Annotated in this window: 14 protein-coding genes; 6 read left to right on the top strand and 8 right to left on the bottom strand. The window is 36.4% G+C overall.

The features are described 5' to 3' along the window. The first annotated feature begins 1 nt into the window (after position 1). Genes IPI15_RS01995 through trpA form a run of 3 tightly spaced genes read left to right on the top strand, consistent with a single transcriptional unit; the run spans position 2 to position 2595 of the window. Positions 2 to 643 (top strand): phosphoribosylanthranilate isomerase, encoded by a 642-nt coding sequence (locus tag IPI15_RS01995; RefSeq protein ID WP_287402911.1) that lies wholly within the window; start codon positions 2 to 4, stop codon positions 641 to 643. Further along, complete coding sequence (gene trpB, locus IPI15_RS01990) at positions 627 to 1811, top strand: tryptophan synthase subunit beta (protein ID WP_287402910.1); 1185 nt, start codon at positions 627 to 629, stop codon at positions 1809 to 1811. Before IPI15_RS01995 ends, trpB begins: the two co-directional genes overlap by 17 nt. A 7-nt stretch (positions 1812 to 1818) precedes the next feature. After that, positions 1819 to 2595, top strand: coding sequence for a tryptophan synthase subunit alpha (trpA, locus tag IPI15_RS01985; RefSeq protein ID WP_287402908.1), 777 nt, complete (start codon positions 1819 to 1821; stop codon positions 2593 to 2595). A 706-nt stretch (positions 2596 to 3301) separates the two neighbouring features. On the opposite strand, the gene IPI15_RS01980 is transcribed toward trpA, so the two are convergent. From IPI15_RS01980 to acs, 5 genes are all read right to left on the bottom strand, one after another. After that, a complete protein-coding gene (locus IPI15_RS01980; RefSeq protein ID WP_287402905.1) occupies positions 3302 to 3808 on the bottom strand; it encodes a hypothetical protein in 507 nt (168 codons plus the stop codon). 276 nt (positions 3809 to 4084) lie between these two features. Further along, positions 4085 to 4603 (bottom strand): hypothetical protein, encoded by a 519-nt coding sequence (locus IPI15_RS01975; protein WP_287402903.1) that lies wholly within the window; start codon positions 4601 to 4603, stop codon positions 4085 to 4087. 87 nt (positions 4604 to 4690) lie between these two features. Further along, positions 4691 to 6871, bottom strand: a complete 2181-nt coding sequence (locus IPI15_RS01970) for a T9SS type A sorting domain-containing protein (protein ID WP_287402900.1) — start codon at positions 6869 to 6871, stop codon at positions 4691 to 4693. Between the two features lie 512 nt (positions 6872 to 7383). After that, a complete protein-coding gene (locus IPI15_RS01965) occupies positions 7384 to 9390 on the bottom strand; it encodes a S9 family peptidase (RefSeq protein ID WP_287402898.1) in 2007 nt (668 codons plus the stop codon). A 199-nt stretch (positions 9391 to 9589) separates the two neighbouring features. After that, positions 9590 to 11497: an acetate--CoA ligase gene (gene acs / locus IPI15_RS01960; protein ID WP_287402896.1), complete on the bottom strand. Its 1908-nt coding sequence runs from the start codon at positions 11495 to 11497 to the stop codon at positions 9590 to 9592. Positions 11498 to 12481: 984 nt separating this feature from the next. Between acs and IPI15_RS01955 the strand changes: the two genes are divergently transcribed. Continuing rightward, on the top strand, positions 12482 to 14587 hold the full coding sequence (locus IPI15_RS01955; RefSeq protein WP_287402894.1) for a prolyl oligopeptidase family serine peptidase: 2106 nt from the start codon (positions 12482 to 12484) through the stop codon (positions 14585 to 14587). A gap of 366 nt (positions 14588 to 14953) precedes the next feature. Beyond that, positions 14954 to 17233 (top strand): glycosyltransferase family 4 protein, encoded by a 2280-nt coding sequence (locus IPI15_RS01950; RefSeq protein ID WP_287402892.1) that lies wholly within the window; start codon positions 14954 to 14956, stop codon positions 17231 to 17233. A 368-nt stretch (positions 17234 to 17601) separates the two neighbouring features. Here the strand turns inward: IPI15_RS01950 and IPI15_RS01945 are convergent, their stop codons facing one another. Continuing rightward, positions 17602 to 19068 (bottom strand): glycoside hydrolase family 130 protein, encoded by a 1467-nt coding sequence (locus IPI15_RS01945; RefSeq protein ID WP_287402890.1) that lies wholly within the window; start codon positions 19066 to 19068, stop codon positions 17602 to 17604. Between the two features lie 51 nt (positions 19069 to 19119). Next, entirely contained in the window at positions 19120 to 19488 is a 369-nt protein-coding gene (locus tag IPI15_RS01940) for a SpoIIAA family protein (protein WP_287402888.1), read from the bottom strand. 239 nt (positions 19489 to 19727) lie between these two features. Between IPI15_RS01940 and IPI15_RS01935 the strand changes: the two genes are divergently transcribed. After that, positions 19728 to 20285, top strand: a complete 558-nt coding sequence (locus IPI15_RS01935; protein ID WP_287419021.1) for a hypothetical protein — start codon at positions 19728 to 19730, stop codon at positions 20283 to 20285. A gap of 55 nt (positions 20286 to 20340) precedes the next feature. Here IPI15_RS01935 and IPI15_RS01930 read toward each other — a convergent pair whose 3' ends face one another. Then, positions 20341 to 22434, bottom strand: a complete 2094-nt coding sequence (locus IPI15_RS01930; protein WP_287419019.1) for a T9SS type A sorting domain-containing protein — start codon at positions 22432 to 22434, stop codon at positions 20341 to 20343. Positions 22435 to 22495: the final 61 nt, after the last annotated feature.

Below are 22495 nucleotides of genomic sequence, written 5' to 3'. Positions count from 1 at the left end.
TATGAATAGTGATAAGGAGAAAATTAAGATCAAGGTTTGTGGAATGACCTCAAAAGAAAATATAAAAAAGGTATTGGACATTGGCGTGGATATGATCGGTTTAATATTCGTCCCCACATCAAAAAGATTTTTAAAAGACAAGAAAGCTATCATTGATTTTGTTTCTCAAATAGTTCAAGTAAAGAAAGTTGGTGTTTTCGTCAACCCATCTGCTGCGCTAGTCTCAAAGCAAATAGATCAGTATAAGCTTGATTATATTCAGCTGCATGGCCAGGAAAGCGCTGACTTTTGTTCACTTTTTACAAATAAAGTTAAGGTGATCAAAGCTTTTGGAGTTGATGAGTTCTTTGATTTTAAAATATTGGAAAAATATAAAACCTCTTGCGATTATATACTTTTCGATACATACAGTTTGCAGCAAGGCGGCAGTGGCAAACTGTTTGATTGGGAACTGTTAGACAATAAAAATATACCGTTGCCTTTTATCCTTTCTGGAGGAATCCATGCCGACCTTGACCAAAGGATCAGTCAATTGAGTTTACCTCTTTTGTGGGGAATAGATATAAATAGTAGGTTCGAAACAAAGCCGGGAATGAAAAATATTGATAAAATTAAATCTTTCGTACATGCAATACACAGCTGATGTATTTGGATATTATGGCAACTTTGGCGGTGCATATATACCTGAAATATTACATCATAATATCGAAGAATTAAATCTTCATTTTGATCAATTAAAAAATGATGTTTCATTTAAAAATGATTTTGATGCATTACTAAAGGACTATGTAGGCAGGCCAAGTCCACTCTACTTAGCAACCAGACTTTCTGATCATTATAAAACTTCCATATTTCTAAAAAGAGAGGACTTGAATCATACAGGTTCTCACAAGATCAATAATACCATCGGTCAGGTACTTCTTGCCAAAAGGATGGGGAAAAGAAAGATCATCGCTGAGACCGGGGCTGGACAGCATGGAGTCGCTACAGCTACTGTCTGCGCACTTATGGATATGGAATGCACGGTATTCATGGGTGAAACAGACATTGCAAGGCAGCAACCCAATGTAGATCGGATGAAGCTACTGGGAGCGAAAGTAATTCCTGCCACCAGTGGTAATAAAACACTGAAAGATGCCTGCAATGAAGCCATAAGGTACTGGATCAGCCATCCTTCTGATACGCACTACATTATTGGGTCTGTAGTTGGACCAGCACCTTATCCTGAGATGGTAATGCATTTTCAGTCTGTCATAAGTGAAGAAATCAAAACCCAGCTTAAAGAGCAAACTGGTTCTGAACTTCCTGATACCGTGCTCGCTTGTGTAGGTGGTGGTTCAAATGCTGCCGGATCATTTGCTCATTTCCTTGATAATCCTTCAGTAGAATTAATTGGAATAGAGGCCGCAGGAATAGGAATAAATACTTTAGAACATGCTGCAACCATTGCCAAAGGTTCAATTGGAATCATCCACAGTGCCAAAACAATGCTTATACAGTCACAAGATGGTCAAATCATAGAACCATACAGCATATCAGCCGGTTTGGACTATCCAGGCATAGGACCTATTCACGCACACTTGAATGAAACCGGTCGTGCCAGATACGTCTCAGTTACCGATACGGAAGCACTGGATGCAGCATATTTATTAATGAAACTCGAAGGCATCATTCCAGCGTTGGAATCTGCTCATGCCATAGCCGCTCTTGAGAAACTTGAGTTAAATCCATCGAATAAAATAGTATTATGTTTATCAGGCCGTGGGGACAAAGACCTCGCTGCCTTCATGGAACATGCTCCAAATAAATGAAATAATAATGAATAGAATTGACTTACTTTTTGAAAAAAAAGACAATGGCATTTTGTCCATTTTTATGACGGCTGGATATCCTAATCTAGACGATACAGTCAGCATCATAGAAGCATTGGATGAAGCAGGGGTGGACATGATAGAGATAGGAATTCCATTTTCTGATCCAATAGCTGATGGTCCTGTCATACAACATAGCAGCATGGCAGCTTTAGCTAATGGGATGTCCATCGATCTATTAATGGATCAATTAAAAGAAATCAGAACCAAAACAACACTGCCTCTGATCTTGATGGGGTATATCAATCCTGTGATGCAATTTGGAATTGAAAAATTTTGCAGGATGGCGGCAAATGTAGGTATAGATGGATTCATAATTCCCGATCTTCCGCTCATCGTCTTCGAAAGAGAATGGAAGCCAATTATTGCAAAACATGGACTTCACATGATCTTTTTAATTACACCTAACACTTCTCCCGAGCGTATTAAAGCAATAGATGAAGCAAGTGGAGGTTTTATTTATATGGTTACAGCTCCGGGAACGACAGGAGGAGGACTAAAAAATGATGCAGATCAGCAGCAATATTTTGAAAGGGTAAATTCAATGAATTTACAACATCCTTTGATCGCAGGATTTGGTGTAAAAAACAAGGAAGACCTTGAGGTACTTGGCCATTATACTAGTGGAGCTATCGTTGGTAGTCATTTTGTAAATGCACTTTCTCAGGATGGTGACTTGAAAAATAATGTAAATAAATGTATTAGTGAGCTGAGAAAAGGGTGATGGGCAAAGAATTATAAATGGTGAATTATAAATGATAAATGATGAGTGGTAATCACAAAGATTGATGTTTTAGGGAACGCAATTCTAAATTCTAATTTTTCGCTTATAATTATTTTATTTAGATGCAAATTAGGTAGATACAATTAACAAAAATTCGATTATACTTCCCCTCCGGTCGGAGGCTTGCCTGCGCATAGAGTCGTGGAGGCCAAAGGCGGGCTGGCGTATTAGATAATTAACAACTGAATTTTCTTTCTAATGAATAAATCCTAAAAGTATTACAATTACGAAATTAAAGGAAGAAATTAGAAGTCAGAATCTTGCCCGACAAAGCTTTAGCGGCGGCGGGTCAGAATAAGAAAAACTAATCTCGGTTTTACATCAGAACCATCTGCCCTTAGTCAAGTCTATTGACAAAAAAAAGATCTCACCCCGCCATTCGGCACCCCTCAGCATGAGGGGAAGTATGGCCTTCGTTTCTGGAATAAACAATACTTTCGAAAATGGGAAGAATCTCGTTACAACTGTAGTTCAAAATATTATAAAAGGTATGATTATACTTCCCCTCCGGTCGGAGGGGTGCCAAAGGCGGGGTGGCGCATTAGAAAATTAATAATAATTTTTTAAAAAGCCAACCAGACCACATAGTAATACTCCCAAATCTTTGCCCCATCTCACACCTCTCACATCTCACATCTCACATCAACTAGAACGTCAATGTCATCCCAAGTCCATTATCATGAGCACCCACACTCAGGTAAGAGCTTTCTTTTCCGCTACAATATTTCCTAGATTTCAATTTGCCAATGATCATTAGAGGAATACCGCCACCCAGTGCCATTCCACCAACTACCACACCTGACACTCCTGCTATCACCAATCCACCAATTTTGTTGCCACTTTTATCTTCATAATTATCACCTGCAGAAATAAATAGCATAGCAGTTCCTCCAACAAAGAAAATTGAACCGAAAATTGTCATAACAGCTCCTGCTGTATTCATCGATTTATAGGTTCTACATTTGTCTTTGGCTACTAAGTTTAGTTTCATATTAATGGGTAAAACTAAAGTTGTACTCGATTCTGAAAATTCATTGTTCAAAGAAGATGAATATGATTTATAATTAGTGGAAGAGGCTAATTCTTTTTGGCAAAATAAAGATATTGGAAAAAGAAATACTACGAAAAGAAGGGGGTTTGAATTATTTTTCATTTGTTATAATTTACATTTAAATTAAATATCAATAAATATTAAACAATTTAGTAAGAATTTCTCAATTAGAAAAATAAACTTTATCTTTTCAAAATTTTAATTTTAGCAAAATTACGACTATACTTCCCCTCCGGTCGGATGCTTGCCCGACTAATCAGGCGGGGGGGCCAAAGACTGGGTGGCGCATTAGAAAATTAATAATAATTAATTGAAAGCCACAACCAGACTTCAGAATAATACTCCCCAATCTTTTAGGCATTTCACATCTCACATCGACTAAAACGTCAATTTCATCCCAACTCCATTATCCTGAGCACCAGCACTCAAGTAAGAGCTTTCTTTTCCGGAGCAGAATTTATTAGATTTTATATTTCCTATTATCAAAAGTGGAATACCCGCAGATAGACTCGCACCGCCCATCAAACTACATCCATATCCTGCTATCAATCTGTTGAGATCAGTGTCATCACCATCATCTAATCCTAGAAGATTTTCTGTTTCAACTACACTTAAGATTAGAGCTATACCACCAGCCATTACAACAGAACCTGCAATAGTAAGTATAAGCCCTGTAGTTTTCATCCTCTTGTAAGTGATGCATTTATCTTTTGGAGCCTTCATTCCATAGTTGGTGCCCAACAAAATGTCTGGAGAAGTAGGTAATTCCATAAAGTGCAAATTGGCAGAATTTGAGAAATTTTTGTATTGAATATTACCTGAAATTTCATTTTGAGAAAAAGCGATAAATGGAAATACAAAAAAAATAAATAAAAATAGTTTCATTGAGTTTTTCATGTTTTATTTGTTTGAATTTATAATTGATGTATTAAAAATCATTTCTAAATAAAAGAAATCTTAAGGCTAAAGACTATTGTAAATATACTAATTACTTATCTTAATAAATTTGCCAGTAAAGAGCTTATTTTCAGTATTTTGGACTTTTACAAAATAAAGCCCGGCACTAAATTCCCCGACATTTATCTTATAAATTCCATTAGCTTGATTATTTAATTTTTGAATTACAATGATCTTACCTTGACTATCCATGAAAGTCATTAAAGATGCATCGTTGAATGACTTGTCTAATACAACACTTACCTCATCAGATGTAGGATTAGGGAAAATTGCGTTTATACTATTTTGAAGATTATCAGAACTTAATACAGGTGCACATTCAGCGCCAAAGGTTGCGGTACATCCTGTCACTGTATTAGTTATAGTTACTTCAAATGGCCCAGCAGATAGGCCGGCCGCAATCTTTCCTGTACTGCTATTGGTCCATAGATAAGTCAATGGATCTGATTCATCAAATGGATTTATCACACCTATACATGTGCTATCAATGGAGTTAACTTCCAATGTGGCCAGTATTGCCTCATGCGTTCTAAAATCTACGGACAACGTCTTAGGACAATATCTCGCTTCAGAATCATTGAAGGATAATTCGAGTGGGCTCGCTGCAAAATTAAAAGCCATAATAACACTTTCATCATCTTCTGAGACCTTGGTAGCGAATGCTGGATTGTAATTTAATTGGATATTAGAGTCAAAGTTTGATCCTTTCAAAATCTTCACTAAATGTCCAGCTTCCGAGCCAAAACATGGTAATTTTTCTGTATAACTAAATTCAATATCATTCTTCAGAAAAACTGCAGTTTGAGCTTCATCAGAAAAGCCATCAGCATTCTGTCCCGTCACCGTATAAAGGACGTCTGCGCCTGAGAATGTGTCATTAATACTGATAGTTGGATTGGCAATAAAACTTTCAAAACCATCGCTTCCTACCCAATGATAGCTGTCAGCGCCAGTTGCTGACAGTTGAAATATATCTCCCGGGCAGACAAATTCCGCAGAAATTGAAGCATTAACTGTTGGAAGAGCACCACTTTTAATCCTTGCAGTGGCAAGCCAGCCTTCCCTTGAACCCATTAACAATGCTGTGCCATTATTATTTAAATTTATGTCAAGACAAGTTGTAATGCTATTGCCATATTTGATTTTTACAATCCCATCCACCCCAAATTCAGGAACAAGCAACCCATCGATTGAAACTTTGGCTACAAAAAAATTCAGGTCAATACCCCCAACTACAAAAATTCTATTTTTAAAGATGCGAACAGAATTAATTGTATTAAAATTACCTTGATAATTGATCAACGTTTTTCCCTGGTTACCAAATGAATTTACAGGACTTCCATCCGGGGTTAATTTTAGTAAAATAAGTGATTTCGGGCTGAATAATTCATTACCGCCTAACAATAAATTCCCATCATCCATTATCTGCATGCTCGATACTTTCAGATCTGCATATTGATTTGCTAATGAGAAAAATTCTAAATCTTCCACTCCATATTGATTCATTTTGCGCAGTTGCTGAATTCCTGTTGTAAAATAAATATCATTGTGCGAAGTAATAGTTGAATAAACTTTAAAGTCTCCCGAAACTGGAAATTCAAGTTTCCCGCCCACACCAAAACTAGGATCCCATTCACCGGCATCATCCAATTTTAAACAAACAATCTTATTTTTTGTCCTGGCAAAAACTACGTATGTACGGTCGAATAACCGGACCATAGAACTTACATAGTCATCACTTCCAAGGTCTCTAACCACCTCACTGTGGATACCGAAATTATCAACAGGAGTGCCGTCTACTTCAAATTGTTTTAAAAACAAATTACCATTTCGACCTCCTGCGATCACAAACCTACTGGCATATCCAGCTGTAGAAGCAATGGCACATTTAAGATTAAAATTTTGTTGAGTTTCACTCAAAGGCATTTGTTTCTCACTAACCAAATAATCATTCTTGAATGTACTCACCGGCAACCACATTTTCCCCTCATCGTCTTTAGAAATAATATTCCCTAGCAATAGAAAACTTTCTTCACTTTGTGGCAACTTTGTTATCTCCTCAATGGAATATAAATAAGGATGGAAATCAGCATAATTTTGTTTTCCATAATTTCCGTATGTGCTGTCTATTTGACCATTCTGGGCAGAAGTAATCACAGCAGAACAAAAGATCAAAAAACAGATAATAGTTGTAGAAATATTATTCATCTAACATCATTTAATAAAATTCTAAGCAATCAATTCTTTCGAAATTGCGAAACAGCGCTCAATTTGGGAATAAAGATAGAATTTTTATTATATGTAGCATGTATTTAAAGCATATATATCGATTATTCTTTATTTGTAATAATAGCAATATGAAAGAAATGTGTTGAAAATGGAGGAGCTTGCCTGCCAAAGCCAAAGTGGCGGTATGATGAGAAGGTGAGGAAGTGATAAGGTGAGGAGGAATTATTCACAAACAGTCTTTATGAATAAGAGCATCTCGTTTCCAAAACGAAGCCATCAGCTATCAGCCAGTAGCAATTAGCGATAAGCGAGAAAGTGAGCTGACAAAAGCATATCAAATAGATAAATTTAGCCTTAAGGAATAAATTAATTTCCCTGCCTTGTATAATTTGCCAGATAATTTGCCAGGTAAATTCAAAGTAATTTCCGTGCTGTCCATGAACTTTGACGGGAAAAATTCTGATTTCTAATTTCTAATTTTTAATTTTTTATTACTTCATATATTCCTTTAACCAATTAAGCCACTCTTTGTCCCGCTCCCGTATAGTGATTGGATCGGAGGCATTGTGAGCAGCAACTGGCCAGCCAACAAATTTGGTGACTGTTCCATTATCGATCAATGTATGGTATAGCTTGTAGGACTGAGTAACTGGAACCCTTGGATCGCTAGTATTTGATAAAATCAATGTAGGAGCTTTTATATTTTTGGCCTGGGTGATCGGTGATTGTGCAATATATTTTTTCATATTATCCCCTACCCATGGAGATCCACCGAGCAAGCGTATACGCATGACATTTCCATCACTGAGATTGTATTGATCCACCCAATCCGTGACTGCTGCTCCTGCGACTGCCGCCTTCCAACCGCCATAATGGCCTGCCAACCAGACAGTCATGAATCCTCCATAAGACCATCCAGTAACAGCAATTCTATCTACATCAATCAAACCACTCGATTTCAATTTTTCCAGACCAGCCATTACATCCCTTCCCGGCCCTTCTCCCATATCTTCAATGATAGCCAACTTATACTCATACCCCAGATTGTCACTACCTCGATAATTTGGTTCAAAAACAAAAAATCCTTCACTAGCCATTAACTGTCCCATGCGGGAGAAAGCCTCCACAGATGCAGAATTCGGCCCTCCATGAATCAATAAAACTAAAGGATATTTCTTGCCTTTGACATAGTCTGCAGGATAGGTAACTATGCCGCAATGTTTAAATTTGTCATTCTCCCAGCGAATAGTTTCAGTTTTACCAAGAGTCATCTTGCTTATTGGTTCATTATAATTAGTCAATTGCTTAGGTTTTGAAGCAGTAGATGCCAGATAATATAATTCAATCGGTTTATCAGGTTCGGATCCTGTAAAAGCAATAGACCCGGCTTTACTAACTGTCGCGTCCATCCAAAAACCCCAGGAAGGACAAATATTTCCCAGATCAATAGGTGTAGTTTTCCCATCCATAGTCATTGACCATAATGATGTCTTATTATCATTATGCCCTCCTACCAAAAAAGATTTACTATCAGGCAGCCAAGCAGAAAGATATAGATCCCGGTTCAAATTTGAACTAATAACCTTTCCTTCATTCCCAGAATAATCAGTGATCCAAAGCTCATTAATGCTTGATATATGATCGCCTTGTTTATACCAATATGATATTTTGTTGCCATCAGGAGAGAAATTAGGGTAAGCCTCCAATTTTGTTCTTTTTGTCAATGGCTTAAAAGTACTATCTGCCACATTCAACAACTGTATACTTCTCGTCATCGCATCTCCAGAGTAGGGCGATTCCACCTTAACAAATAAAATACTCTTCCCATCAGGAGACCATGAAAAGGGAGAAGATGGTGCACTAGGGGGAATAACTTGAGGCAGCGTCCAGGTGCCATCTGTTAATCTTCTCGTTTCAGCTGTTTCAGTATTTGCTAACCATATATGAGATACTAAAGGTTTGCTGCTGACAAACATATCATTATTCGTTATTTCAAATGCGGTATAACCTTTTTCAACCTCTTCTTTATTTGTTGCTTCATTTAGAGTTGCAAAGGCGATGTCTGTCGAATTTGGACTCCATGCAAAATGCTGGACTCCTTTGATGGCATGAGTTACCTGCCGAGCCTCTCCCCCATTCATGGAAAGTACAAATATCTGATTCAAGGATTCTTTAGTCAGTCCAGCTTTTGAAATAAAGGCCAATAGAGTTCCATCTGGAGACCATCTAGGGCTGGACACAGCGGATCTATTCTGAGTAAGAACCCTCTTTTTACCAGAATTCACATCGATCATTACCAACTCAGCATTATTTCTATTTTTATCATAATCCGGGCGCGAGACCACTACAACGACGCTTTTACCATCAGGAGAAATCTGGGAATCAGATAAATTAACCATTTTGGGATATTCTGAAAGTCCAAATTTAGTCTGTCCGAAGACACTGGGAGTCAAAGACAATAGTAAGGCAATTAAAATTAATGATCTATTAAATGACATAATTAAGCAGGTATTATTATATGAACCAAAGTGATGATTTTTATGCAGAAATAATTCATATAAATATATGTTAAAGGTTTCAAATAAAGCCCATTCTGCTTAAAAATTATCAATAATAAATATTCAGCAAAATGTGACAATTAATCATAACCAACAATTTATCCTCCACCATTTATCACTAACCACTTATCATTCAAACTCATACTTTCCCATCCTTAATTTCCTCAACGATCTCCGGATTCAACAAAGTGGAAGTATCTCCAAGATTTGAAAAATCATTCTCAGCAATTTTGCGGAGGATGCGACGCATGATTTTTCCGGATCGGGTCTTTGGTAGTCCGCTGACGAACTGGATCTTGTCGAGTTTGGCGATGGCTCCGATTTGCTCAGCAATGTGCTTATTGATTTCTTTTCTTTGAGTCTCGTGATCATGGTCTTCAGCTGATTCGTTCAGTATAACAAAGCCATACAATGCGCTCCCCTTAATATCGTGAGGAAAACCGACAATAGCACTTTCCGCCACATCAGGGTGATCATTGATAGCGTCTTCGATCGGCGCTGTGCCTAGATTATGACCAGATACAATTATTACGTCATCTACCCTACCCGTGATTCGATAATAGCCAACTTCATCCCTTAATGCGCCATCTCCTGTGAAATATTTCCCGGGATATGCAGTGAAGTATGTTTCCTTGTATCTCTTATGATCTCCATAAATAGTCCTTGCGATGGCCGGCCATGGATACTTAATACATAGCGAACCGCTTACATGATTTCCTGACAATTCATTGCTTAATTCATCCATTAGAGCAGGTTGTATTCCCGGTAACGGTAATGTCGCAAAGGATGGTTTTGTAGGTGTGACAAAAGAAATTGGAGAAATCATTATACCGCCAGTTTCGGTTTGCCACCAGGTATCAACCAGCGGGCAGCTTCTATGACCTACATGTTCATTGTACCAGTCCCACGCTTCTTCATTTATCGGTTCGCCCACAGAACCTATTACTTTTAAAGAAGTCAGATCGTTTTTTTGTACAAATTCAACATCCTCTCTTGCCAATGCTCTGATGGCTGTCGGCGCTGTATAAAACTGATTGACTTTATGTTTCTCTATAACCTGCCAAAATCTGCTATAATCAGGAAATGATGGAATTCCTTCGAATATGATCGTCGTCGCTCCATTCAGTAATGGGCCATAGACAATATAAGAATGACCGGTGATCCAGCCAATATCCGCTGTGCACCAAAAAACATCGTCCAAATCATATTTAAAAACATTTTTAAAAGTGTAGGCGGTGTAAACCATATATCCTGCGATCGTGTGCACCATGCCTTTTGGCTTACCTGTAGAACCAGAAGTGTATAATATAAATAGTGGATCCTCGGCATCCATGACCTCTGCCACATGCATACCCAGTGCTTCATCCAGCAGAGGTTGCAACCAATGATCGCGGCCTTCTGTCATATTTATCTTAGAATTAATGCGCTTTACAACCATCACGGACAACACGCCGGGACATGTTTTTAATGCTTCATCAATTATCCCCTTAAGATCGATCGTTTTAGCTCCACGATAAGAGCCATCTGAGGTAATGACCATCCGACAATCGCAATCATTGATCCTTGCTGCGACTGCTGAAGCAGAAAATCCGGCGAAAACGACAGAATGGACAGCACCGATTCTGGCACAAGCAAGCACTGCCACCGCGAGCTCAGGTATCATGGGAAGATAAATACATACTCTGTCACCTTTTTTTATTCCATGTGAGATAAGTACATTGGACATCTTAGACACCCGACTATATAATTCTTGATAGCTGATATGCTGTGCTGCTTCATTCGGATCGTTTGGCTCGAAAATAAAGGCTGTCTTTTCACCTCTTTCATTCAAATGCCTGTCGATGCAATTCTGAGTAATGTTAAGTTTGGCATTTTCAAACCATTTGAACTGAGCTTCCCGCATGTCGAAATCGACCACTTTATCGCATTTCTGTTGCCAGTCGAAGTTTTTATCAGCTATTTTTCCCCAGAATTTTGCAGGGTTTTTTATTGATTTATTGTATTGTTTGAAGTAGTGCTCGAGATTTTTAATGTTGTAACTGCCCATCGTAATTTCTGATTTATATTTGCTAAAAATACAATTTCATTTGGGAAAATGAAACATTAGGCACTTGTTTCAATTAAAAGTGTGTGGATAATAATCTATACAATTAATGCGCAAGAAGGTATTATGGCATGTTGACACCTGTGTTCTTTCACAACTGTAACTTGTTAATTTCATTTTTTCTTGAAACACATAGGCACATAGGCCGTTCGCCAAATATTAAAGACTTTTGCTATTTTTCAGGTTTAGAAATAATTTTATGGGATACCTTAAAAACTGAAACTATGTGTTCTATGTCTATGTGTTTCATTAAATTATTTTGAAAACATATATAGGCCAAATTGAACCGCACCATACTTTGATTTTAATTCGTCAAAGCAAAATTTAAATAATCTCTAAACAAATACTTATTATAAGAACGCCTATGTGCCTAAGTTTTTTATAAAAATACTTGAAACATATAGACACATAGGCCACACTGCACTGCATCATACTTTGACTCTAATTCTTCAAAGCAAAATTTAAATAATCTCTAAATAAATACTCATTATAAGAACGCCTATGTGCCTATATGTTTTATAAAAATACTTGAAACACATAGACACAAAGGCCGCACTGCACTACATAATACTTCGATTCTAATTCTTCAAAGCAAAATTTAAATAATCTCTAAACAAATACTCATTATTAGAACGCCTATGTGTTTTATAAAAATTCCTGAAACACATAGGCACAAAGACTACACTGCACTGCATCATATTTTGATTCTAATTCATCAAAGCAAAATTTAAATGCCCTCATCTGAAAATCAAATTGCAAAAAAAATTATGTGTAGGTGCAATTTGTTATACAAACAATAAAAGTATCTAAACATTATCCTGGTTAGAAACTTTACATCCAGGTATAATATGTTGAACAAGAAATTTGTTGTAGATCAATAATTTAAATTATTTGACCATATTTGTATCCTCACAAAAAAATTTACATATGAATTTTAAAACATTAATTATTGCACTAATTCTTCCCTATTGTATGCAGGCACAATATACCTATCCAACCACCATGAAATCGGACCAGAAAGATGATTATCATGGCACGACTGTTGCTGATCCTTACAGATGGCTGGAAGATGACAATTCACAGGAAACTAAAGATTGGGTGACCGAACAAAATAAGGTCACTTCAGCATATTTTGACAAAATATCTTACATCGGTGCATTGACAGACAGGCTCAATGCCTTATATAATTACCCAAAATATTCCTCTCCTTTCAGAAATGGAGAATATTATTATTACTATTATAATACCGGATTACAAAACCAATCTTTATTATATCGCACCAAAGGATCTAAAGGAAAGCCGGAGTTGGTAATAGATCCAAATAATCTTAGTGCTGATGGCACCACAAAACTGGCCGGATTTTCACTTTCTAAAAACGGAAAATATGCCGCTGTGTACCTTTCACAAGGAGGTTCAGACTGGAGTACCGGAAAAGTAATGGATATGACATCACTTAAATACTTGAAAGACTCTTTAAGCTGGATCAAAGTTTCAGGAGCTTCATGGCAGGGCGATGGATTCTATTACAGCAGATATCCCGCTCCGGAAGGAAGTGCATTAGCTTCCATCAACGAAAATCACAAAGTATATTTTCACAAAGTCGGCCAATCTCAGGATAAAGACAAATTGATATTCGAAGATGCTTCTATGCCGCAGGCTTTCAACTTTGGATATACCACAGAAGATGAATTCTATACTATCCTATCTAGATCAGACAGAGGAAAAGGCCTCGATGGCAATTCCCTATTTTATATGAAAAAAGGTGGAACTGCATGGACTCCTATCGTGGAAAAAATCACAGATATTGATTACAGCATTGTGGACAATACTGGGGCTGATTTTGTGATTATGACCAATGAAGATGCGCCAAATAAAAAAGTATTAGGCTATAATACAACAACAAAAAAATGGAAGACCATTATTCCTGAAGCTAAGGAACCATTGCAATTTGTAAGTGCAGCAGGTGGCAAACTTTTCGTAGGATATATGAAGGATGTTTGTTCGAAAGTATATGTATATGACTACAATGGCAAACTGGAAAATGAAATAGAGCTTCCCGGACTAGGCAACGTGGGAGGATTCGGCGGAGAGCGAAAGGATAAGACGACATTTTACACTTATACGTCGTTTACAAGCCCCTCTACGATATATGAATATGACATTATGACAAAAAAGTCAAAGGTCTATAGAAAATCGGAGATCGATTTTAAAGCGGACAACTATGTGACGAAGCAGGTTTTCTATCCTAGCAAGGATGGTACTCAGATCCCCATGTTTATCGTCATGAAAAAAGGTACTCAGATGAATGGCAAGAATCCAACATTGCTATATGGTTATGGTGGATTTAACATTAGTTTGAACCCCGGATTTAATCCATTATTAATTCCCTTCCTTGAACAAGGTGGTGTATATGCGCAAGCCAATCTTCGTGGTGGTGGAGAATATGGGGAAGCATGGCATGAGCAAGGCATGAAGCTTAAGAAGCAAAATGTATTCGATGACTTTATAGCTGCCGGTGAATATCTAAAGAGTGAAAAATATTGCGATACAGAACATTTGGCATTGAGAGGTGGATCCAATGGAGGCACACTCGTGGGAGCAGTCATCAATCAACGACCTGACCTCGCCAAAGTGGCTATTCCACAGGTTGGCGTAATGGATATGTTACGTTTCCAGAAGTTTACGATTGGGTTTAACTGGGTCGCTGATTATGGTTCATCTGATAATGGGGAGGAATTCAAAACACTTTATGGATACTCTCCGATGCACAATATCAAACCTGGAGTAAATTATCCTGCTACTTTGGTTACTACAGCGGATCACGATGACAGAGTGGTGCCTGCACATTCATTCAAATATGCAGCGACATTGCAGGAAGTGGCCGGCAAATCTACCACCAACCCATTGCTGATCAGAGTAGATGTCAATTCAGGACATGGTGCGAGTAATACGAAAAAAAATATAGAAACAATGGCGTACATCTATAGCTTTATATGGTATAATATGGGTTATCAACCGACATTCAAAAAGTAATTTTACGGTAATAGAATTAATAAGGCTTCGAATTGATTTTCGGAGCCTTTTTTTAAAAATTTAATTGAATAAAAAGATATATTATTCCTTTCTAGTATTGCATTTAGTTTTCAATAACAATTAATTGGAACTAAATATAGTCAAATTGCTTTTTAATCATATCATCGTTATTGGATTTCACGTTTCTAAAGTATTGATTGACAATACAATAATCCATTATCGACTTCAATTTCATCAAATCACGGACCTTTTCAAACTTATTTATATCTTAATATAAGTTTGAAACATTTTTCATTTTGAGCATCAGTCCTGTGAAGCATTTTTTTATAGCTTATTTATTAACGAATATTAAAAGCAAATTGATTTATGAAAATAGCTTATATTTCTACATATCCTCCCCGTCAATGCGGTATTGCCACATTCAATCAGAATTTGGTAAAGGCAATAAGTGGTAATTTTCAAAACCAGACCCTTGAAGATAGTAGTTATGTGATCGCTCTCAACAATATAGAAGGTGGTGAAGAGTTGGTATATCCTCCTGAAGTAAAATTTGTCGTTGGACAAAACGTCAACGAAGATTACATTAAAGCGGCTAATTATATCAATTCAAGTGATGTTGACGCGTGTATTCTACAGCATGAATTTGGTATCTACGCAGGTGATAATGGAATTTTTGTTTGGCCATTCATTAATAGAATTAAAGTCCCAATCATTTCGATTCTTCATACCATTCTTGATGACCCATCTTTTATTCAAAAATCTATTATTAAAAAAATAGTGAAGGTTTCTTCAAAGATTGTAGTGATGAGTAAGAAAGGTGTTTCTATTCTCACAGAGGTATATAATGTCCCAAGACATAAAATTCAGATTATTGAACACGGCGTTCCCGACCTTGAAGTCCCTGAAAACAATCCAGTTAGAGAATTGCCGGCATTAAAAGGAAAAAAAATACTTCTCACTTTTGGTTTAATAAGTAGAGGCAAAGGCTTGGAAACTGTAATTAAAGCACTTCCTGCTATCACCAAAGAACATCCTGAAGCGGTCTATGTCATATTGGGAAATACACATCCAGGAATACTTAAACACTCCGGTGAAGAATACCGGGATTACCTTAAGGATCTAGCTGAAGAATTGAATGTGTCAGACCATCTGGTATTTATAAAAAGGTATGTGGAAGAAGCTGAACTTATCCAATATCTGGGAGCTGCAGACATATATGTGACACCTTATCCTAATGAAGCACAAATCACAAGTGGTACTCTTTCCTACGCAGTCGGTGCCGGAGCTGCAGTCGTGTCTACTCCATATTGGCATGCTAAAGAATTACTTGACAATAATAGAGGCGCTTATTTTGGATTTAAAGATGAAGTTGGACTTGCCAATGTGGTAAATGATTTGCTTTCAAAACCAGACAAATTAAAACAAATTAAGCAGAATGCCTACAATTATGGAAAACAAATAAGGTGGCCAAAAATTGGAAAAGCATTCATTAAAGTAATAAAGAAGTCAATTGAAGAAGCTGTAGAACATGATGCCTCAGTATTTCCTATCATTGACAGAAGTGCTCTGCCTGATCTTAGTCTAAACTATATCAAAAGAATGACTGATGATACCGGAATATTTCAGCATGCTAAATACGGCATTCCTAATAGAAATGAAGGATATTGTATTGATGATAATTCGAGGGCGCTGATCACTGCATTGATGGCATATAAGGAGACTGCTAGTATAGAATCACTGGAAATGATACCAGTATATATGAGTTATATCCATCATATGCATTTGGAAAATGGAAATTTCAGAAACTTCCTAAGTTTTGATAGAAGGTTTTTAGACGAAGAAGGTTCCGATGATTCTTTTGGCCGTACTATATGGTCTTTGGGATTTCTTGTAAATAACGCTCCCAATAAGCATTACGCGGATTTTGGAAGGCAATTATTTCAGGACTCGATACAACATTTTTCAAAACTAACTCATATTAGAGGAATTGCTAATACAATAATTGGTATTACGTATTTTTTAAGAAGTTGCCCAGGAGATGAGCGCGTGAATAGTGAGCTAAATAATTTAATAAATAAATTAGTTGCTTCCTACCAAAGTGCAAGCGATTCCAACTGGCATTGGTTTGAAAATCATTTGACATATGACAATGGCATTTTACCACTTGCATTATATCATGCAGCAGAAATTACTGAGGATGATCAATTGGTCACAATAGCAGATGAAGCATTAAAACATTTAGAAAATCTCACATTTACAAGCGGGACTATAAATCCTGTCGGAAATAATGGTTGGTATTTCAAAGATACAAACAAAATGGCTCTATATGATCAACAGGCCATAGATGTTATGGCTATGGTGCTTATGTATTACCAAGCTTTCATCGTGACAAAAGAAAGCAAACATCTTGAGACGATGTTTAACTGTCATTTATGGTTCCTTGGACAAAATTCATTGCAGCTGCCGATTTATGATAGCGAATCTAAAGGTTGTGGCGATGGACTTCAATCAAATGGAGTCAATAAAAACCAAGGCGCTGAAAGCACCTTGGCTTATCTGCTATCTCATCTGACTGTAATCAAGGCTATCGAATATGATCAGAAACTAATTGGAACAATGAAAGAAAAGGTACTCATGTATCAATAGTAACATAATAATCTCAGGTGCCCTGTATAGTGATGTGCAGGGTATTTTTTATGGAGTATTATGTATAAATTTTTTATTTTTATCCGGTGACTAAAGTCAACGGCAATTGAACGCGAAGGAGATATTGATCCTATATTTTGCAATATTGCATTTCAAAATTTTGATTTTTGGCATTATTTATTTCTATTCTCTATTCTATGAATCCATCCATAATTTGCCGTTGGTTTTAACCAACGGTCCAAGATCCCACAAAAACTCCCGACTTTAGTCGGTCTATAAATTTGTTAGACTTAACTGCTTTAGCTGTTCCAAATCAATTAATAATTTTATAGATATAAATCTGATCTCCAACCTTCCATTGATTAATCTTAAATAGGATTTCTTTTCAGCCTCGCCAACAATTTATCAAGATCCACTGCTACAAAAGAGGAAGAATAATCAGACAAACCATAAGGAATTATGACCTGACCATTATTAATTATGGAACCACAACTATACACGACGTTAGGCACATAACCTTCCCGCTCATCCATATTTGGCACCAATAAAGGCGAATCCAACCTGCCTATCTCAATAGAAGGATTATCCAATTGGAGCAAACAGGCGCTCAAACAATAACGCCTCATTGGCCCTACCGCATGAGTTATGACCAGCCAACCTTCCGATGTCTCGATCGGTGGCCCACAATTTCCAACTTGAACAAATTCCCAACTATATTTCGGTTCCTGTATTTTAGTGGCAGTTTCCCAGACATTAATCTTATCTGAAAACATGATATAATTATTAATGCCATCGATTCTGGAAAGCATGGCATATTTACCATTGATTTTTCTTGGGAAGAGTGCAAGGTTTTTATTTAAAACGCTTGCTCCAAATAATGGTCCCACATTGAAATCGTAGAAGTCATTTGTTTTCAATAGTTTTGGAATAATGATATTGCCATCAAAAGCAGTGTAAGTAGCATAATAGGTATATGTGCCATCATCATTTTGAAACTTAGTAAAACGGGCATCCTCAATTCCTTTCTTCTCGAATTCTGATATTGGAAAGATGACTCTGTCCGAAATATCTGTATCCATTGAAAAAATGATTTCATAATAAGAATCTGAAAGCCATAATACTTTTTCAAATTCTCGGTCCCTTTCAGGATCCGGATCATCTTCTTGAAGTTTCGAAATAACATCCTTAAGCGTCTGATACTCAAAATGGTCGCCTAACCTGCCATCTAATTCTGCTAGGATATTTTCACTTATTAGTGCAGCAATACCTTTATTAATAAAATGTTTTTTATTATAAATAGCATTATTAATTACTTCAGCTTCTACGATATAATCACCTGCCGGGAGCACTGTGATATCATTGTTCCTATCTATTAATGCTCTTCTGAATACAATTGATGATATATGGCCTTCACCCACAGCTCTGAAACTAATAATCAGCCTCCTCTCACCATCCTCTAGGTCACTTTGATCAGGATCTTCAACGATGGATGGATTAAAAAATGCTGCCGATTCAATAGAATATTCATGTGTAAAGTAAGATCCCAAAAGTAATTTTTTGGGAAGGTCGATTGCTTCAAAATCTATATCCATGGTTTTCATCAACTCGGCGAGTTTCTGGCCATTTCTGAGCAATATTTTTGTGATATTTCTGTGACGTTTTGAATATTCCTGAAGGAGTGGTGAGATAATTGCAAAAACACGTTCATCCCTCAATGCCATCACCTTTTTTATAACTTCCTTCGCCCTATCTTCTCCATTAAAAAAATATCTGGCGATTACTCTCTTTACGTCCGGCAGTACTTTAACATTTTTTCTTTCAATCGGTAATCTCATAAATAGAATTTGTATAAAACAATTTTTGTTGATTTCAGAAATGGCAATAGATTATAACTTTAAACTAACCCAAATAAGAGCCTCCTCTAAATCGTTCGGCGAAAAGCCTTTTGCATGTCCCGGGCTAACATAATTAAAGGCGTCAGCAAATTTCTTAACGGCAGTTTGATTGGTAACTATGGCTATTTTCTTCCACTTTGTGAAATGTTTGATAGATGTGATCATGTCTCTTATCCATGCACCTGCACTAAAATTTTCAACTTTGGTTTCAAGAACTAAGATATAATAAATTTCACCAAATTTCGCAGATAATGATTCTAAGCCAGGCACTAAAACATTCTTTATTTCATCTCCTGATACATCACCCGTGGCTCTCAATCCAAATACATATTCAGGCAGGTTATCAATAATTTTCAACATGGATAAGTAATTTTTTTAAATATTAAGAATTCAAATGAAGTTTATAATTTATTTATTTATTTTGATTTGGAAAGAAACGATGAATTAAAAAAACATGTTAGAATAAAAGCTTTTGGCAAAATATAAACACTATTAATCTGAACGCTAGAAATTCAAAATTAGTTTACTTAAATCCTAAATTATATAACATATGGTGCTTATAAATCAGGAACTTATACCAAAACAAGAGAAAGGTAGTCATGTTGACATTCTTGAAAATAAAGCACTTTGGATTAGATTCAGAAGCCATATTATTTTATCAAAATATGGAAGCTCGATTACTTGATATTAACAACTGGCATAAAGTATGTAAGTCAACTTTATCAAAATTTTACCTCGTAGATTCTTATAATCAATTAATAGAAAGTGATCCAATAATTGGGCTATATATAAAAATCGACATTCCCGGTCCCGCTACCAAAATGGGTGCAGGCTTCGACTGGGTTATCATCCGAAACGTCACCTATATTGAGGAAATAAATTATCAAGCTATTTATATTGTTGTCCAACCGGCACCAAATCCAATAAACAATGGGCAAGAAACATCGCACTTTTACACAGCAGATGCTTCTTCAACTTTCATAATCTCACGAGCCGGCAATACTGTCAAAGCTGAAGTGCATGGCAGGAATGAAATTGTAAATTCGCAAACAAGCATCATATCCGACAATCTTAGGAACATGATAGTTGGAATGAGTGCCAAAGTTGGTTTCTCTTATCCTCAATGGAAGTCATTAGCTAAAGGTTTAATAGCTTAAATTCATACAAATAGGTAATCTTCTCTATTTATCATTAAGCTTAAATCGAGATGTATCACAACTTCATCACCTTGCAAAAATATTTGTTATTACTTCCATCCTGTATTTCAACAAAATAAAAACCACTTATTTGATTTGACAGTTCAATTTCATTATTTGTTAGTTTAATAAATTGTGATCGTCCGAATACATCAGTTATACGCGCCATCTTAATATTATTAATTCCATTTATAATAATTCTACCGGTTGTTGGATTGGGATAAATATTGATACTTTGTTCATCATTATTTAAACTCAATACATTAACATCAAAACATTCGGATGTATCTCTACATTCGTTTGAACTAATTTCAACTGCATAGGAAGAATTATATGTGGGGTTGAATGTTTGTTGCGTAGCCCCTGATATCGGATTATAGCCATCATTGCAATCCAACCATTGATAGTTAACCCCGGATGCAGAGGCCGTAAGCTTATTGTCATCAAGTGTAACAGATAAATCTGGATTTACAAAAGTTAAATTCAACACCACCATAGTATCCTGACCACTAGTGGTTTTAAAATAATAATTAGCGGGACTACTACTTTCAGTATAAGTTTTACCGTCTATCCAAGTATAAGCGTGACAAGTAGTAATATTTTGAGTTCCATATAATTGATCAATTTTCGCTACATAATCATCATTTTCCGCGGTGCCGGTTACAGTTATAGGGGCCCCACCTACATTAAGATCCACTTGCGGTGCGAATTCACCTGTACAATAAATTGAGAGGTTCTGATCGACAGCTATTTGTTGTCCAATCGCTACGCCAGGGCTGCCAATATGTTTAACCCATAGAAATTTTCCATTGCGATCTAATTTTAAAATATAGGCATTATCTCCTACAATGCCATAGGTTTGCAATTCATAAACATTTGTGCTGGGGTCAAAATCAACTTTATCCGAAAAATATCCTGTCAGATAAATATCTCCAAACTTATCAATTGCGGCCTCATATGCTGCATCAGCCTTTGGTCCACCATAGGTCAATGACCAGATTAATTTGCCCGTAGAATTTAACTTTATTACAAAAACATCAACCTTGCCGTGTGAATTATGTTTTACAGTGCCTGTGCTGGGATTTGCATCAATTTTATCACTAAATGTGCCTGTCAAAATAATATCATTATCAGGGCTAGAAAACAGATTTTGTGGATCAAAAAATCCTGTCCCTTCAAAATGCTTTCCCCAAATATAATTTCCGGAAGCGTCTAGTTTTAACAAAAAAGGATGAGTATCATCTCCGGAAACTTCATGAAAATCATTTAAAGGACCAGGGTCCAGATCTATTTTCCCATAAAATGTCCCTGTGCACAAGGTATTTCCTTGCTGATCAAATTCAATACCCAACATTATATTAGTGCCAGACGAGAAAAAGTTTTTCACAAATAAAAAATGGCCTTCCTTGTCAAGTTTACACAGAAAAGCATCTGCACCACCATCATTCATAACCAAAACCTCGCCGGCTCCCGGGTCGAAATCTACACTTCCTGCAAAATATCCGCCAAAATAAATATTATCGGATGTATCTATGTTTACCTTTCTTAGCCCCTTTTCTTTAATGCCTTTGATCTGATCTCCCCAAATAAATAAACCAAACGAACTTAACTTAACCACATATCCATCGCTGACATTAGGTAGAGCGCTAGTAATATTAAAACTTTCACTTAAAGGGTTCAGGTCTATAGTCGATCTAAAATCCCCAACGACCACCAAATTATTTTCTGAATCAAAACTTATATCTCTCGCTTCATTATAACCACCCCGAATTATTCTTACCCATTTAAATTTACCCTGGTTATCCAATTTCACTATGAAGGAATTAGAGACTGAACTCGTAGAGGATTCATTATGAATACCCGGACCAGGATCAAAGTCATTTGTCCCATAAAAACTGCCCAAATAATAAACATTACCTAATTTATCTATGGCGCTAGTGTTAAAAAATGCGAATCCTGTATATGATATTGCTTCTCCCCAATCTACTACAGTCTTCTGAGCAGATACATCAGTCGAAAAGAAACAAAATAGCATTAATGCACAAACTATTTTATTTTTTAACAGAGGTAAAATTCTCTCTCCATTATGATGAATAGTATTTTGATTCATGGTCGCTAATTTTAAATTCAGCACAATATTGATTTAATAATTTATTTATAAAATTGAATTA

Origin of the sequence: Candidatus Brachybacter algidus, assembly GCF_016707225.1 — a bacterium.
Taxonomy (GTDB): Bacteria; Bacteroidota; Bacteroidia; order Chitinophagales; family Saprospiraceae; genus Parvibacillus; species Parvibacillus algidus.
Note: the sequence above shows the minus strand (reverse complement) of the source record. Positions and strands in the feature narration are given on the sequence as shown.